Here is a 14911-nt window from a genome sequence, read left to right on the forward strand (position 1 = left end):
AGCAAGCCTGGTTTCACTAATTCTAAAGTTAATGGCAGAGTTTTAAACTTCATATTTAATCTACTAAATAAATAGCACATGTAGCCTATTGCTTGATGATAGGATCAACACAGTTTCACCAACTATAAGATGTCATGCAAGTAGCTTGACTACTTGGATATATTCAAATAAAATATATCAATAATGGAGGGTATAAAAACCATATTAGTAGAAGACGATAACGTTAGACTAGATAGGTACATCAGAAGAATTTTTCCTGATCTAAAGCAATCTGTAATTGAAAAATCTTTAAGGAAAGGGCTAATCAAAGTTGATGATTGCAAAGCAAAGTCCAGTGATAGAGTAAATTCTGGGCAAACTATAACGCTGAAGCACTTGAATTATATTGAGAACGCTAATTCTGATCGCAAATATAATGAAAAGTTAGTGAATCTACTAAGAGAGAACATATTATATGAAGACGAATATATACTAGCTATAAACAAACCCGCAGGGGTCATCGTTCAAGGTGGCGTAAAAGTAAAGATTAGCATTAGTGATTTGCTTGACCAAATAAGAGAGGGAGAAACATTTAAAATTGTCCATAGGCTAGATAGAGATACGAGTGGAGTGATAATATTCGCACGCAATGCTAATGTTGCCAGATACCTTATGGAAGAATTTAAAGGACGAAGAGTAAAAAAAATTTATTTAGCATTGACTTCCGGCATACCGAGCAAGGATAGTGGAACAATAGACTATCCATTGGCGAAAAAATATATTTCTGGTCAAGAAAAGGTAGTTGTTGATGAAAATTCACCTCAAAATGCCATTACGCATTTTTCAATTATAGCAAAATCCAAACACAATGTTGCTTATTTAAAATTACAACCAATTACCGGCAGAACCCATCAGTTACGTGCACATTTAGCTCATATAAATTGCCCTATTCTTGGTGACGGTAAATACGGTGGTAAAAAAGCTTTTATTGATGAAGTAGCAAATCAGATTCACCTTCATTCGCATTCTTTATCTTTAAAATTGCCAAACAATAAAGAAATCACTATTACCTCTCCTATCCCTAAGCACATCGAAAAATCTATTGAAGTGCTATTTTTTGACTGAAGCGATTTCACCAATCAACTTTTCTGTCTTTGGCTTTGATTTGAAGCACAGATATTAGGCTAATTAATGCGCAGGCAGTAAGATAAATGCCTGCTGCAAGTTTTGTTTCGGTTTTTTCTATAAGCCATATGCATACAGATGGAGAAAGGCCGCCAAAAATTCCTGCAGATATGTTATTTGCGAGGCTAAAGCCCGTGCACCTAACTTTCGTTGGAAATAACTCGCAGACAAGAGAATTATATATTCCAAAAGATGCACCTATCGGTACGCTTATCAATAGAAAAGTGAGCGTTACAATATAGTGGTTATCATATGATAATAGCGAAAGTGCCGGCAAACCGGCGCAAGCTAGAGCTACTAATGTAGGAATCATTACATTTTTTCTTCCAACTTTATCAGACAGTATTGCAAACAGCACTGCAGACGCTCCAAATGTAATTTCAACTATAATCCTTACTACATTTTTGATATTGATGCCTGAGAGAATAAGTTCTTTTACAGATATGTTGTAAAACATGATTGCTGAATAAACGATTGCATTTTGAGCGATACCAAGTCCAATTGCTATCACAAATGCTTTTTTATAGTTCCTGATTAACTCTAAAAATGGAGAATTAGATAAGCTTTTATTTTGATCGTGCACTTTATATGCTAAGCTCTCTTCCATTATATATCTTGTTAAAAAACCTATTATGCCCATAATGAAACAGAAATAGAAAGGCAATCTCCAGCCCCAAATTTCATAATTTTCACCTGTAAACTTTTTGCAAACAGCTATCATTACAAAGCATGTAAGAGAACCAAGAGCGCCGCTAAAAGGCTTCATGCTTCCCAGAAATCCTAGATTTTTTTTATCGCTTGAATGCTCTATTAAAAAGGCTGAGTTGATACTTGTTTCTCCACCCGCTGCCATTCCTTGCATGATTCTACACAATAGAAGTAGTATAGAAGAAAATATTCCTATTTCTTTATACCCAGGTATAACTCCAATTACAGTAGATGGTATTGAAACTAATATCACTGAAGTAAGTAAAACTTTCCTTCTACCGGATTTATCTCCAATGTAGCCAAAAATAAATGCACCAAGTGGCCTAAATCCAAAGCCAACTGCAAAGGTACCGAGAAATTTGATTGTGCTTAAATAATTACTTTCTGAAGGAAAAAAAACGTTGCTTATTATATGTGTTAAAACTCCAAACAGAGTTACTTCATACCATATAATCATATTGCAGATTATGCTTGATAGTATTGCCTTTTGGATATTATTCATGATTTTCAATTTGCCATAATGTAATATGCTATTTGCTTCGCTATAAAATTTTTCATTCAATGACCTGCAAAGACAGTTCACGTAAATGTTTATTGTCCACTTTGGAAGGGGCGCCCATTAGAACATCTTCACCTTGCTGGTTCATAGGAAAACAGATTACTTCACGAATATTTGGCTCATCAGCAAGCAGCATAACCATTCTGTCAACCCCTGGTGCTATTCCGCCGTGAGGTGGTACTCCAAATCTGAATGCACGCACAAGTGCACCGAATTTTGTATCAACTTCTCTCCGGCTATAACCTGCAATGGCAAAGGCCTTATACATGATGTCCAGTTTGTTATTGCGAATTGCTCCACTTGACAACTCTATTCCATTGCAAACAAGATCATATTGGTAAGCAAGGATATCGAGTGGATTCTTTTCCTCTAAATCCTTCAAGCCGCCGTGTAGCATAGAAAACGGATTATGAAAGAAATCAATTTTTTTGCTTTTATCGTCATACACAAAATATGGAAAATCAATGATCCAACAAAACTTGAAGATATTATCATCTATAAGACCTAATTCTGACCCTAAAAGAGTGCGCACTTTTCCTGCAATTGTTGCTGCCTCATTCTCTTTGTCAGAAGCAAAAAACACACTATCTCCAGGCTTTACATTCGTTATTTCTCTTATGTGGTTTAGCCTATTGTCATCAAGAAATTTAGCAATTGGGCCTTTCGCAGTACCATCTTTATAAAACGTTATATATCCAAGACCCTTAGCACCGAATTCTTTTTGCGCATGTTCCATTTTTTTATCAAAGAAGCTGCGTGGTTCCTCTGCTGTTTTAGGTGCAGGGATAGCTCTCACTACCATACCACGCTCAACATTGCTTTTGAAAATATTGAACTCTGAATCACGGAAAATTTCTGTAACATCGCTGATTAATAGTGGATTGCGCAGATCTGGCTTATCAGAACCATATTTGAGCATTGCCTCTCTGTATGTAATACGTGGAAAATCTTTATCGACAGACTTACGAGAAAATTTGGCGAATACTTTATATAAAGTAGACTCAATAATCTGAAAGATATCTTCTTGAGTCACAAAAGACATTTCAAGGTCTAGCTGATAAAACTCTCCCGGAGAACGGTCAGCCCTTGCGTCTTCGTCACGGAAACACGGTGCAATTTGAAAATATTTATCAAACCCTGAAACCATAAGCAATTGCTTAAAAATCTGTGGAGCTTGCGGCAATGCATAGAATTTACCAGGATTTAGTCTGCTTGGCACCAAATAATCACGTGCACCTTCAGGAGATGAAGCAGTAAGTATTGGAGTCTGAATTTCCAAAAACCCTTGCTCTATCATGAGCTTGCGGAGTTCTGCAATAATTTGTGAGCGCAGAATAATATTGTTGCGGGCTTTTTCACGCCTTAAATCAAGAAACCGATATTTAAATCTCATATTTTCTGGGTATTCTTGTTCGCCAGCAATGCTCGCTAATATACTTCTCTCTTCTTTCGCTATTTCTTCATCACGGTGGAACTCGACTTCCGATTCAACGTGCAAATTGCTAACTACAACCTCAATTTCCCCGGTTGCGATAGAGGTGTTTATCGTATCTTCAGTTCTAGCTTCAACTATTCCTGTAACAGTAATTACACTCTCCAATTTTAAATTTGATATCTCATCAAAAAAGTCTTTGTCATTATTAAATACTAGTTGAGTGATTCCATAGAAGTCTCTTAAATCAACAAAGATTAGGTTACCATGGTCGCGCTTACGGTATAACCATCCAGAGAGGGTAACTTCCTTTTCTACGTCATTCTTCCTTAATTCATTGCACGTGTGAGTTTTATAGCAGTTCATATTTGTTTCACTTCTAAATTCTTTAAGAAGTATAGAAATAAACCTTACTGCATACAAGCCCATTCATTCGGGTATAGCTAAAGTAATTCAGGTTCTCTAATTGCACATAAGTCAACAATAATTTTCACACAAATCAAAACAGCATATCTTCTTATATGTTGAAATTAAGTCTTTATAAGTATTAAGAAGTAGTAATATAAAGATGTATAGAGAAGAGGAACCGTATATCTTCTTGGTCATAAGGACCGCGGTGGAGCAAGGTTCTCTTCTCTGTTTATTATACTGAAAGTTCCGAACAACTGATTGAGCTTTTAGGCTCGTATATAAGGCTGGAAAATGCAGTATATGTTATTATTATGGAGGAATTATGAATTCATCAAACATTATTGCTGGCATTGATGTTAGCAAAGGTAAATTAGATATCCACATTCACCCACTTGAGCATTATAAAATATTTGAAAACAATGTACAATCCATTGATGAAATACTGGACTTTTTACGTTTGCATAATGTAACCAAAGTTGGTCTTGAGGCAACTGGTGGATACGAAAAATTATGTGCCTATACTTTACTAAGCAATGGTTTTGAGGTGTACATCATTCAACCAAGGTGGGTGAGAGACTATGCTAAAAGCCTTGGTATTACTACAAAAACTGATAAAATAGACTGCAGTATCATTTCACGTTATATCAATAACACAGATATGCGTGTTACTCCTTTAACAGTTGATAATGGTAATATTGATTGCTTGAAACAAAAATTATCTCGTAGAAACCAACTTGTAGAAATAGCAAAAATACAAAAAACCCAAATCCAACAGGTAACGGATACATCTATAATCAAACAAATAGAGGAGCTTCTTGCAATTTTACGTAATCAAATTAAAACTTTAGAAGATGAGATGATTACATTTATCGATCAAAATCAAGAGCTTAAAAGAAAATACATATCAATAACTAGTATACCAGGTGTAAGCAAAATCACAGCCATTACTTTGATTTGCTATTTGCCCGAACTTGGAACCCTTCAAGAAAAGCAAATATCTAGCCTTGCAGGACTTGCACCTTTTAATCGAGACAGTGGTTTTAGTAAGGGAAAGAGACGTATTCAGGGCGGTAGATCACAAGTTAGGACGGTTTTACATATGTGTATTCTCAGTGCACAGAAGGGAGTGTTAAATAAACTGTGTCAAACCGCATTTTTAGTTCGACTCAATTTTCAATCTGCCAGGAAAGAAAACATCAAGTTGAGAGATAGTTAATGCCCAATCATGTACAGGCATCGTCCACTTTTCCTCTGCCTTCTTTATAGCACAATATACCTGCTTATACAAGGCATTTATGCTGGTAAATGAGCCTTTGGTCTTAGTGAATTTCCTAATTTGCCTATGTAGCCCCTCTATGGGATTGGTGGTGTAGATTATCCTCCTAACTGGACCAGAATACTTAAAATAACCAGACAAGTTTTCCCAATTATTCTGCCAAGATTTTATAACCATAGGGTACTTTGTGCCCCATTTTTCATCCAATTCCAACAGATAATTCTCGGCAATTTCCTTGCTTGAAGCTTGATATACCTTCTTTAAATCGCTCAAAAAACTCTTCGCATCTTTACTGGCCACATACTTCAGTGAGTTGCGTATCTGATGCACTATACACATCTGCACTTCCGCATTAGGAAAGACACTGTTTATAGCTGCAGGAAAGCTTTTTAGCCCATCAACGCAGGCAATAAGGATATCTTCTACTTGTATCTTGTCAAAAGCATCTAATGTTTTAAGCTTAAGCATTAGGTGGAGAAGGGAGGAACTCTGTGCTTCTTCTTAGATATAAAATCTGTAGAGGAGATAAGAATTCCCTTCTCAAAAGTATAGGCTGGACGGTATCGTAGAAAAACCTAAATGGTTCTAATTCTGTATTCACAAGGTTAGCCTTACTTTTCATTTTAAATAGTAACGTATGGGGTTATATATGATCAACAACTTTCTGGGAATAGATGTATCAAAAGATCGCTTTGATGTTTTTCTCTCATTTATAAGTAAAAAAGGAAAACGTGAAACTAGGAAAAGAAGCTTTAAGAACGATGATAATGGGTTTCAAGGTCTGCAGAGCTTTCTACAAAAACATAACGTAGAGCAAGTGAAAGCTTGTATGGAAGCTACCGGTTGTTATAGTGAAGCTTTGGCTGAATTTCTACACAATGCTGGACATTTTGTAAGTGTTGTAAATCCTTATTGTATTAAATCTTATGCGAGGAGTAAGCTTGTAAGACAAAAGAATGATCAGACCGATGCAGAAATTATTGCTGATTATTGCCAAAGACAGGAACCTACTCGTTGGACACCACCTTCTCCTGAAATGAAAAAATTAAAACATCTTTATCGTTGCTCGGTTGCGTTAAAAGATGGATTAACATTCGTAAATAATCATTTAGAAAAGAAGGAGAGACTGCCTGAAGAAGTTGCAAATGCTTGGGAAAACCTTGCAGTGAACATAGAACAATCAATAGAAACAATAAAAAACTCCATACGTGAACTATTAAAACAGCACAAAGAGTTGTTGGAAAACTTTCAACTCTTATTGACTATTCCAGGAATAGGAGAGGAATCAGCAATAGCTATTTTAGCTGAAATTCCTGACACAAAGGCTTTTATAAATGCCAGACAATTGGCAGCATACGCTGGAACTATACCACGAAATATAACATCAGGTTCATCTGTATATGCCAAGCCCAGATTAAGTAAATCAGGTTCACGAACACTACGTAAGGCCATGTATTTTCCTGCTATAGTAGCTAAAAATCACAATCCTATTATTATGACTTTTTGCAAGAGATTAAAAGAAAAAGGCAAGCATAATATGGCCATTGTTGGTGCTGCAATGCGTAAGTTGCTTCATATTGTTTTTGGTATTTTAAAATCAAAAAAGGCTTTTAATCCTGACCATATCAAAAGCTACAGGACTAGGAGATTGACTGAAGCTTTAGTAATTTAAAATCGAAAAATGCTTCCATTCTATCTTATGTAAAATGGTATCTTACACAAATTTATTGAATGTAGTTGGTTAGTGTATATGTTGATAAGTGTAAAAGACAAGATTTAATCTGACAGACAAGAATTAACTGACAGAAGAATTGAGGTAGTCAAAACTAATATCAGGCTCTTGTTTAATACAACTACAATCTGTATACCGCTACACAGGACGGGAATTGGCAGTATTTTTTGATTTCACAATATAACTTAGGCAATTTAGATTCAATTTTTGTAATTTTCTTGTTGACTGGCGAGACGGTATCTCCTGTCATCCGAGTAGCTGACACTGGGATCTCATTTTACTTTATGATGATGTCATGAAAGTAGCTGACACTGGAATGGCTTTGTTGCATAGCAACCGAAAAAATCTGGTAGCTACTGACAAAATTCATTATAAATAACCATTTAACTGTTGAAGAAAAAATATGCCACAGAAAATGAAAGTCAGTAACCAAAACGAATATAACAAATTCCTTGAAAAAAGGGGAAATATTTTTCGTTACATCGATGAAGCTATCGAAAATTGGTATGAAAATAGTCCAAAAATGCAGGGCGGCAACTATATTTACAGTGATAAAGTCGTAATTTTGGTGCATATAATTGTCAATCTTTTTAGAATTGGTTTAAGACAAACGGTGGGGTTTATAAAAGGATATCTGCAACAAATAGGAAAAAATTTGGCAGTTATCAGCTATTCACAAGCATCAAGAAGGTTTAAAAAACTTAATATTAAGATAAATGATTGCAGGGTTGATAAAAGCAACATGGAAAATATTGAAATTATCATAGATAGCACAAGTATCAGCATTTACAGTAACACTCCTGGCCACAGTAAGGAAAACAGTGCAGATAGAAAGTACCGAAGCTACGAGCAAGTAAGAAAGTTACATGTTATGTTAAGTGTGAATAGTAAAAAAGCTATAGCTGCAAGATACAGTAATGGCGTCTACTCTGACCACTATGGAGCTTGCGATTTGCTTGAAGAAGTTAATTTTCAGCACAAAATAAAAGCATTATATGCAGATAGGGCATACGATAGGCACAAACTTTATAAATTGTGTAAGAAATACGATATAAAGACAAAAGTTCTACCAAAAAAGGATGCAGCAGAACATTCAAAAATAGATTATATGTCTGACAGAAATGCTGCTATTAGGTTAATAAAATTATATGGACAAGATGGTGTAAAAGAGTGGAAAAAGGAAGCGATTTATGGAAAGAGATCTTACATAGAAGGATTTTTCTCAAGGTTGAAGCAAGTATTTGGATTTAGCTTTAGGAATAAATCTGAAGTAAATCGTGAAAAAGAATTACTAATTAAGTGCTATTTGCTCAACAAATTCACTGATATTGGTATGGCTAAATTTGAAATCATTACATAAATTTGTCGTAAACCATCACTGCTTAAGGTGCTATGCAACAAAGCCATCCCAGTGTCATGCTACTTGAATGACAAGAAAAAACCCACTGGGATAACAAGACTGAGATAGACTAGAAATTAAACGCTACTCCAGCTTCTGCACCAACAGTGCTGTAAAGAACTTTGAGTTCCCCTTTGTCTTTGCTTGCTGCAACATCATCTTTATCAAAATGAGCACCAAAAGAACCGAAATAACGAGCTCCAGCATAAAGTTTGATTTCTGGAGTTACATCATAACTAACACCAGCTTTTACTTGACCAGCAAAACCAAATTTACTTTTTTGATCATTCACAGCTTCTTTCAAAGGAGTGCTAATATACGCTGCACCAACACCAACACCAATATATGGAGTGATAGGCATATCTTCAATTGCTATATCGTAATAAACGTTAACTAGTCCTGAAATTGCTGTTAAACTATCTGCAACAGTATCTGGGTTAAATGCTGCACCTGTAACATTATTTTTGCTTAGTTGCGAATAAACCCCTTCAACATCAACCCTGATGTCGTCCATTTTGTAACCAAATGCACCACCACCAGCTATAAAAGACGCTTTTAATGGACTGTAATCATTATTGTCTTTCTTATAGGTAATACCATCAACTTTTGTGAAAAGAGGTAAAATTTCACCGTTGTATTGCAAACGAACGTAGTAGCTAGTTTCTTCATCACTTATTGGACCAACAGGATCTGAAAAAGCAGAGTTTGATAAACTTAGCAACGTTGCTAAAGCGGCTGCTGAAAAAAACTTTTTATAATGCATAATTGTCCTCGTAAAAAAATTAAAATTCCACTTTAGCAGTCTAAGTAACAACTAAAGTTAAGTCAAGTGCTAACTTAATAACACAAAATATTCTACATTTTAACTAATTTTTAGGAAAAGACAAAGATTTTATTAATGAATAAATAGAGTTACACGACTTTTTTACTCTTGATTTTTTGGTATAGCTAACACAGGTAAGATTTACTATCGAAAGACCTCGTCATCCCGCTGCTTGTTAGCGGGATCTATACCGCGAATGAATCGCGGTATAATGTAGGGCTGTGCTAGCTATAGGCGCATTATATGAAGAAGTACTAGCGTTGGAAATATTAGAAAAGAAATACTTACGCTAAAAGAAACTTCAGTAGTAAATTCAAAAAGGAAGCTTAAATCCAGGTGGTAAACCCATCATGCCTGCAAGATCAGAAGTTGCATTCGCCATATCTTCTTCTGCTTTTTTAACGGCATCATTAAACGCTGCTGTTACTAAATCCTCTACTATATCTTTTTCCTCATTTCTCATAAGCTCTAAGTCTATGTTCACCTTTTTAGCTTTATAGCTACCTATTTTTATGACTTCCACTAATACAGAAACTTTGCCACCACCAGAAATACCTTGAAACTCTTTCCCAACATATTTTTCTTGAGCTTCTGCAAGCTTTTTTTGCATCTCTTGCGCTTGTTTCATTATTTGACTAAAATCCACAACTTACTCCTTATTTTCTATATTAACTACTTTTGCACCTTTAAATGTATCAAGTATATCCTTAACTGCAGGTGCATAATTTAAATTACTCACTTCCCTGTTTATATAACCCGTATCAACTGTAATAACCCACTCCTGCTGAGTCACCTGGTTTAAGTAATTTTTTAAATCATTGCAAAAATTACTATCCAACTTAGATACAGCTTTTAATTTTAAATATCCAGGTTTACAATCTATTAATTGTAGATTATTACACAGTTGTTTGTAAAGATAAATTTGGTTACTCCGCCTTAATAGTTGCAAAATCTTATCAAAATCGTAATTTTGTTGTTTATTTTCCACATGGATCCCAGTGTCACGCACTGGGATGACAGAGTGGGGTTGTTGTTTACTTTCCACATATTTTTTTGGATCCGAGTAGTCAGCTACTTGGATGACAGAGGGGGAAGGTGCAACAGGTCTGCCCTGTCTATTTCCTTGCTCTGCATTCTGTGAAAGAACTTTTTTGATCACCTGTTCTGGAGAAGGTAGATCAGAGAGATAGCAAAGACTAATTAGCATCATTTCAGCAGCAACATCGTTGCATGTTGAAGTTTTTATATCTTGAATACCTTTAAGCAACACCTTCCACAATCTCGAAAAAAATATTAAAGACTTCTTTATACTTAAATCTTTTATCCTGTTCTTTTCATACTCTGTAACTGCATTATCAATTTCTTTTGTAATCAAAAAACGGCATACTAACTGAATTGTTTGCAATAGACCTTCAAAAATACTAAGTGGGTTTGCTGTTTTTATCGCCTTGTCAAACACTGATAGAGCTTTCTGCAAATCACCTTCTAATATTGCCCCTAATAGATCGAATATAATATCTTTATCCACTAGGCCAAGTATGTCTATCACATTTTTAGTGGATATTGCACCATCTTTGCTATATAGCACTGCTTGATTCATCAAAAACAAGGCGTTACGCATTGAATTTCCAGAATGTCGTGCAATTAACTCTAATGCTCCCTTTTCAATGGAATAACTCTCTTTTTGTGCAACATCATTTAAACGTTCTACTATTTTAGCTACAGGAATGTTGTGTAAATCAAATCTTTGACAACGTGCAATAATAGTTATTGGTATCTTTTTTATTTCTGTAGTTGCTAAAATGAATTTTACACTAGATGGTGGCTCTTCTAGGGTTTTAAGTAATGCGTTAAATGCACTGCTGGATAACATGTGTACTTCATCTATAATGTAGACTTTGAATTTAGAGCTTATAGGTGAATAGCAAATATCTCCCAGGATTACTTTAACATCGTCAATGCTAGTGTGACTTGCTGCATCGATTTCAATTACATCTGGATGGCTTGAATTTTTTATTGCTAGACAGTTTTCACATGATCCGCAAGGTTCAAAAATTGGCCCCAGGGAACAATTCAAACATAAAGCTATTATCCTTGCAGTGGTGGTTTTACCAACTCCACTACTACCAGAGAGCAGTATAGATTGTGGAATTTTGTTTAAAGTAAAAGCATTTTCTAATACACGCACTAATATATCTTGACCTACTAGATCTTTAAAGCTACTAGGACGATGTTTTAATGCTATGTTCATAGCCTCGAATAAAACAAATAATGAAATAGGTATGCAACCCAAAAAGGTTCTGATATGGCTGCTTCATTTCTGATCTGACCAAATTACAGAGTTTTTGCCTGCATACCTTATAAAATATTATACTTTTTTTTTTATTTAGCAAGGTATATCCTATATTAGCTCTATAATTTGATATGTTAAATTTTTTACAGTGCTATTTTGAAGTAAACAAAAAGTTAGTTGTCATGCAAGTCACTACAAGATTGTCACTACAATGTTTATTTATGTCATTTCAGCGCTTATTTATGTCATCCCAGTGCCTAGGCATACAGCTGTATGAATGTTGTGATATAAGAGCAATTTTTACCGAAAAGGATGTCATCCCAGTGCTTGACTACTTGGATCCAGAAAACTTAACTGTAAATGAGCGCCCTAGGCAATTGTATAACAAGAACTGGATTCCAGTGTCAGCTACTTGCATGACACCACCTGCTACGCAAACTTCTGTGGACTACAAAGAAAGTTCGTACAGTTGTAGGTCAAGCCATAGAGTAACAAAAAAAGGATATTGGGATAACAAAAGAGGAATATTATGATTTTATATCATTTTCCTCTTTGTCCGTTTTCACGAAAAGTTAGAGTGCTTTTGAAAGAAAAAAAATTAGGCTGCGATCTAGTGTATGAAAATCCATGGGAAAAGCGGAATGAATTTATGGAGATCAATCCAACCGGGCAAGTACCAGTATTAATAGATAATAACTTTGTAATAGTGGATAGTAATGCCATTTGTGAATATATAGAAGAGACTTACAATAGCGACGTCAAATTACTTGGTTCATCCACTATTATTAAGTCTAAAATACGCGCTCTAATCAATTGGTTCGATAACAAATTTTACAATGAAGTTACTAAGTATATTATGAATGAAAAAGTAATTACTAACCGCAGCCCTGACTCTAGATTTCTTCATGCAGCTCAGCATAACCTGCCTTGCCATATGGAATACATCGAACACTTAATTAACAAGAACGTTTGGCTTGCAACTGATAAGTTCACTTTGGCTGATATTACTTTAGCGTCGCATATTTCTGTAATAGACTACGTAAATAGTTTTCCATGGGAAAAAAGTAAAATTTTAAAAGAATGGTACTCCATTGTTAAATCAAGGCCTTGTTTTCGCGAAATATTATTAGAGAGAGTTTCCGGGTTAACCCCTCCTAAACATTATGCTGACCTTGATTTTTAACTTATGTTAGCTTTAAAGCTACAGTCATTCCTTCATCAGTTGGAATCAATATAGAGAAATATTTCTTTTCATCTGATAATCTATTATTAAACTCCCTCATAGCATGCCATGATTTTTCTGATACTTCTTTTGGAGGCGATTCTAAAAATACTGTGTTAAACAGTAGAGTGTTATCTGCAACAATTAGCCCATCTCGTTTAATGTATGACTCTGCCCAATCTAAATACTTAGGATAACTGCTTTTGTCAGCATCGATAAATATCATGTCAAATGGTGCCTTTGCTGATAATTCATTAATTTTTTCCAGTGCATCGCCTTCTATTAGAGTAATTTTATCACTTAGATTAAAAGCACTAAAATTTTTTTTTGCTATTCTTGAGTGTTGAGGATTATTTTCTATTGTATATATATGACCGTCTTTCAGTAGAGCTTTTGCCATACAAATCGACGAATAACCGTATAACGTGCCAATCTCAACAATACTTTTGATTTTATGGATTTTTATAAATAAACTTAATAGCTTTCCTTCTTCAGGGCCAATCTGAATATGTTGCTTTTTTTCAAGAATACAATATTCTTCTATTGTTTTATATTCTTTTGCAAATAGATTTCTTATGTATGACAATTTTGTACTAGGATTATTACGCATTACGTTTTATATTATAAATTAGAGAGGCTTAATTCATACACAATTTATAAATATAATAATATAGTTTAAAATAATAAAAACATTTATTTTAAGTTATTATTTCATAGTATAAAATTTTAAGTGACAAGAATTATTATATATTGTACTATAGTTAACTAGTATAATAAACAATCGATTATTATGCTAGAATTAAAGGGATTGTTTATGCGCATTTTTCTTTTTAAAATATAATTTTTATAATCAATTAGAGGGGGTTATATGTCTTATACTATTGCTGGTGAAGTTGAAACGTTAAACAAAAAATCTAACAAGAATGAAGGGGTTATGTTACTACATAATCCAGCTTATCGTGAAAAGTATAAAGAACGTTTTAATGAAGCTCAGAAAAAAGTTATGGATATGGTTCAGTTTTATGATGGGACAATAATATTAATAGAGAATAAAATCGCTATGTATTACTACACTTGGCACAGTAAAAAAAGAGAGTTTGAGCGTAAAAAACAACAAACAGTAGTGAAAAACAATGACTCAGCATAGAGTCTTTTATATGGTAAGCTACAGTGGTATTACTTCACTATAGCTTTTCCATATAATTCATCTATTACGTTAGTGAAGTATTTCAGCTCTTTATACCCTTCATGTTTAACTTTATTATGCTCTATATATGACTTACCATCGTTGAGCTTGATGAAAAATATTGGAGTGGCTGTGATACCAAGTTTATTAATTGCCAGTGATTTATCATTTATGATTTTATCCATCATTTTCTTATCATTAATGCATTGGTTAAATGCATCTTGCTTTAAGTTGCTTAGTGCAGCAATTCTTTGTAGTAAAGTCAAATCACTCAAATTGGAGTAATTCCACGAATCTATTGAGTTAAAAACAGCTTTGTTAAAATTAAAGTAGTCTTCTTGTTTTTTGTAGCAATGACTTAGCATTGCAGCCTTTAGCCCTCTGTAATCCAAAGGAAAATGACGAAATATATATAACATCTTACCTGTATCTATATATTTCTCTTTAATTTTAGGAAAAACATTCTTATGAAAAAGAGAGCAGTGATAGCAAGTTAATGAAGCATATTCTATCATTAGAATTGGTGCTTTTGGATCTCCTAATAATTTATCATCAGGTAATAGTGATAGTAACTCCTTTGATGTTATTTCATTAGTTTCTTTTTGAATATGTTGGTTAACAACTGCATAAGAATCAACACTCATAAGAATTAGTAAAAACAATAGTCTAAAAATCATTACAATACAAACACTTAACTTACTAAAAA

14 protein-coding genes, 1 other RNA gene and 2 pseudogenes are annotated in these 14911 nt (G+C 34.2%); 7 read left to right on the plus strand and 10 right to left on the minus strand.

All coding sequences use genetic code 11. The features are described 5' to 3' along the window. Positions 1–180 precede the first annotated feature (180 nt). The gene (locus tag ACQH1X_RS04750; protein WP_425386671.1) at positions 181–1104 is read left to right on the plus strand and encodes an RluA family pseudouridine synthase; all 924 of its coding nucleotides are present in this window, start codon (positions 181–183) and stop codon (positions 1102–1104) included. Positions 1105–1111: 7 nt separating this feature from the next. Here ACQH1X_RS04750 and ACQH1X_RS04755 read toward each other — a convergent pair whose 3' ends face one another. Both ACQH1X_RS04755 and aspS read right to left on the minus strand, forming a co-directional pair. Further along, on the minus strand, positions 1112–2374 hold the full coding sequence (locus ACQH1X_RS04755; protein ID WP_425386672.1) for an MFS transporter: 1263 nt from the start codon (positions 2372–2374) through the stop codon (positions 1112–1114). 52 nt (positions 2375–2426) lie between these two features. Then, positions 2427–4229 carry an aspartate--tRNA ligase gene (gene aspS, locus ACQH1X_RS04760; RefSeq protein ID WP_425385851.1) on the minus strand — a complete coding sequence of 601 codons (1803 nt, stop codon included), beginning with the start codon at positions 4227–4229 and terminating at the stop codon, positions 2427–2429. Positions 4230–4596: 367 nt separating this feature from the next. Here aspS and ACQH1X_RS04765 point away from each other — a divergent pair. Next, positions 4597–5397 (plus strand): annotated as a pseudogene (locus ACQH1X_RS04765) (IS110 family transposase); the annotation flags it as partial. A gap of 33 nt (positions 5398–5430) precedes the next feature. On the opposite strand, the pseudogene ACQH1X_RS04770 reads toward ACQH1X_RS04765, so the two are convergent. Continuing rightward, a pseudogene (locus ACQH1X_RS04770) lies at positions 5431–5976 on the minus strand (IS256-like element ISWpi15 family transposase); the annotation flags it as partial. Between the two features lie 223 nt (positions 5977–6199). On the opposite strand from ACQH1X_RS04770, the gene ACQH1X_RS04775 reads away from it, so the two are divergent. Next, entirely contained in the window at positions 6200–7222 is a 1023-nt protein-coding gene (locus ACQH1X_RS04775) for an IS110 family transposase (RefSeq protein WP_425385829.1), read from the plus strand. Positions 7223–7403: 181 nt separating this feature from the next. Here ACQH1X_RS04775 and ACQH1X_RS04780 read toward each other — a convergent pair whose 3' ends face one another. Further along, positions 7404–7532 (minus strand): hypothetical protein, encoded by a 129-nt coding sequence (locus ACQH1X_RS04780; RefSeq protein ID WP_425385836.1) that lies wholly within the window; start codon positions 7530–7532, stop codon positions 7404–7406. A gap of 153 nt (positions 7533–7685) precedes the next feature. Here ACQH1X_RS04780 and ACQH1X_RS04785 point away from each other — a divergent pair, with 153 nt between their 5' ends. Continuing rightward, complete coding sequence (locus tag ACQH1X_RS04785; RefSeq protein ID WP_264735368.1) at positions 7686–8642, plus strand: IS5 family transposase; 957 nt, start codon at positions 7686–7688, stop codon at positions 8640–8642. A gap of 109 nt (positions 8643–8751) precedes the next feature. On the opposite strand, the gene ACQH1X_RS04790 is transcribed toward ACQH1X_RS04785, so the two are convergent. From ACQH1X_RS04790 to ffs, 4 genes are all read right to left on the minus strand, one after another. Next, positions 8752–9444 carry an acyloxyacyl hydrolase gene (locus ACQH1X_RS04790; RefSeq protein WP_425385852.1) on the minus strand — a complete coding sequence of 231 codons (693 nt, stop codon included), beginning with the start codon at positions 9442–9444 and terminating at the stop codon, positions 8752–8754. A gap of 373 nt (positions 9445–9817) precedes the next feature. Further along, positions 9818–10132 carry a YbaB/EbfC family nucleoid-associated protein gene (locus tag ACQH1X_RS04795; RefSeq protein ID WP_064125278.1) on the minus strand — a complete coding sequence of 105 codons (315 nt, stop codon included), beginning with the start codon at positions 10130–10132 and terminating at the stop codon, positions 9818–9820. Between the two features lie 21 nt (positions 10133–10153). Beyond that, on the minus strand, positions 10154–11755 hold the full coding sequence (gene dnaX, locus ACQH1X_RS04800) for a DNA polymerase III subunit gamma/tau (protein ID WP_425385853.1): 1602 nt from the start codon (positions 11753–11755) through the stop codon (positions 10154–10156). A gap of 15 nt (positions 11756–11770) precedes the next feature. After that, positions 11771–11870: signal recognition particle sRNA small type (ffs, locus tag ACQH1X_RS04805), an RNA gene on the minus strand. A 58-nt stretch (positions 11871–11928) separates the two neighbouring features. On the opposite strand from ffs, the gene ACQH1X_RS04810 reads away from it, so the two are divergent. Continuing rightward, positions 11929–12330, plus strand: coding sequence for a WPE palindromic element domain-containing protein (locus ACQH1X_RS04810; RefSeq protein WP_425385854.1), 402 nt, complete (start codon positions 11929–11931; stop codon positions 12328–12330). Continuing rightward, positions 12327–12980, plus strand: a complete 654-nt coding sequence (locus ACQH1X_RS04815) for a glutathione S-transferase family protein (protein ID WP_425385855.1) — start codon at positions 12327–12329, stop codon at positions 12978–12980. Before ACQH1X_RS04810 ends, ACQH1X_RS04815 begins: the two co-directional genes overlap by 4 nt. A gap of 1 nt (position 12981) precedes the next feature. On the opposite strand, the gene ACQH1X_RS04820 is transcribed toward ACQH1X_RS04815, so the two are convergent. After that, complete coding sequence (locus ACQH1X_RS04820) at positions 12982–13629, minus strand: O-methyltransferase (protein ID WP_265034547.1); 648 nt, start codon at positions 13627–13629, stop codon at positions 12982–12984. Positions 13630–13887: 258 nt separating this feature from the next. Here ACQH1X_RS04820 and ACQH1X_RS04825 point away from each other — a divergent pair, with 258 nt between their 5' ends. Beyond that, positions 13888–14166 (plus strand): DUF2671 domain-containing protein, encoded by a 279-nt coding sequence (locus ACQH1X_RS04825; RefSeq protein ID WP_250295262.1) that lies wholly within the window; start codon positions 13888–13890, stop codon positions 14164–14166. 29 nt (positions 14167–14195) lie between these two features. Here ACQH1X_RS04825 and ACQH1X_RS04830 read toward each other — a convergent pair whose 3' ends face one another. Continuing rightward, positions 14196–14882, minus strand: coding sequence for a DsbA family protein (locus ACQH1X_RS04830; RefSeq protein ID WP_425385856.1), 687 nt, complete (start codon positions 14880–14882; stop codon positions 14196–14198). Positions 14883–14911 lie beyond the last annotated feature (29 nt).

The organism is Wolbachia endosymbiont (group A) of Barypeithes pellucidus, assembly GCF_964030885.1.
Taxonomy (GTDB): domain Bacteria; phylum Pseudomonadota; class Alphaproteobacteria; order Rickettsiales; family Anaplasmataceae; genus Wolbachia.

Coding starts and splice junctions, on each gene's coding strand:
- dnaX (WP_425385853.1), bottom strand. CDS start 11,755: ATGAACATAGCATTAAAACATCGTCCTAGTAGCTTTAAAGATCTAGTA.
- ACQH1X_RS04825 (WP_250295262.1), top strand. CDS start 13,888: ATGTCTTATACTATTGCTGGTGAAGTTGAAACGTTAAACAAAAAATCT.
- ACQH1X_RS04810 (WP_425385854.1), top strand. CDS start 11,929: ATGTTAAATTTTTTACAGTGCTATTTTGAAGTAAACAAAAAGTTAGTT.
- ACQH1X_RS04790 (WP_425385852.1), bottom strand. CDS start 9,444: ATGCATTATAAAAAGTTTTTTTCAGCAGCCGCTTTAGCAACGTTGCTA.
- ACQH1X_RS04820 (WP_265034547.1), bottom strand. CDS start 13,629: ATGCGTAATAATCCTAGTACAAAATTGTCATACATAAGAAATCTATTT.
- ACQH1X_RS04795 (WP_064125278.1), bottom strand. CDS start 10,132: ATGAAACAAGCGCAAGAGATGCAAAAAAAGCTTGCAGAAGCTCAAGAA.
- ACQH1X_RS04755 (WP_425386672.1), bottom strand. CDS start 2,374: ATGAATAATATCCAAAAGGCAATACTATCAAGCATAATCTGCAATATG.
- ACQH1X_RS04775 (WP_425385829.1), top strand. CDS start 6,200: ATGATCAACAACTTTCTGGGAATAGATGTATCAAAAGATCGCTTTGAT.
- ACQH1X_RS04785 (WP_264735368.1), top strand. CDS start 7,686: ATGCCACAGAAAATGAAAGTCAGTAACCAAAACGAATATAACAAATTC.
- ACQH1X_RS04815 (WP_425385855.1), top strand. CDS start 12,327: ATGATTTTATATCATTTTCCTCTTTGTCCGTTTTCACGAAAAGTTAGA.
- ACQH1X_RS04830 (WP_425385856.1), bottom strand. CDS start 14,882: ATGATTTTTAGACTATTGTTTTTACTAATTCTTATGAGTGTTGATTCT.
- aspS (WP_425385851.1), bottom strand. CDS start 4,229: ATGAACTGCTATAAAACTCACACGTGCAATGAATTAAGGAAGAATGAC.
- ACQH1X_RS04780 (WP_425385836.1), bottom strand. CDS start 7,532: ATGACAGGAGATACCGTCTCGCCAGTCAACAAGAAAATTACAAAAATT.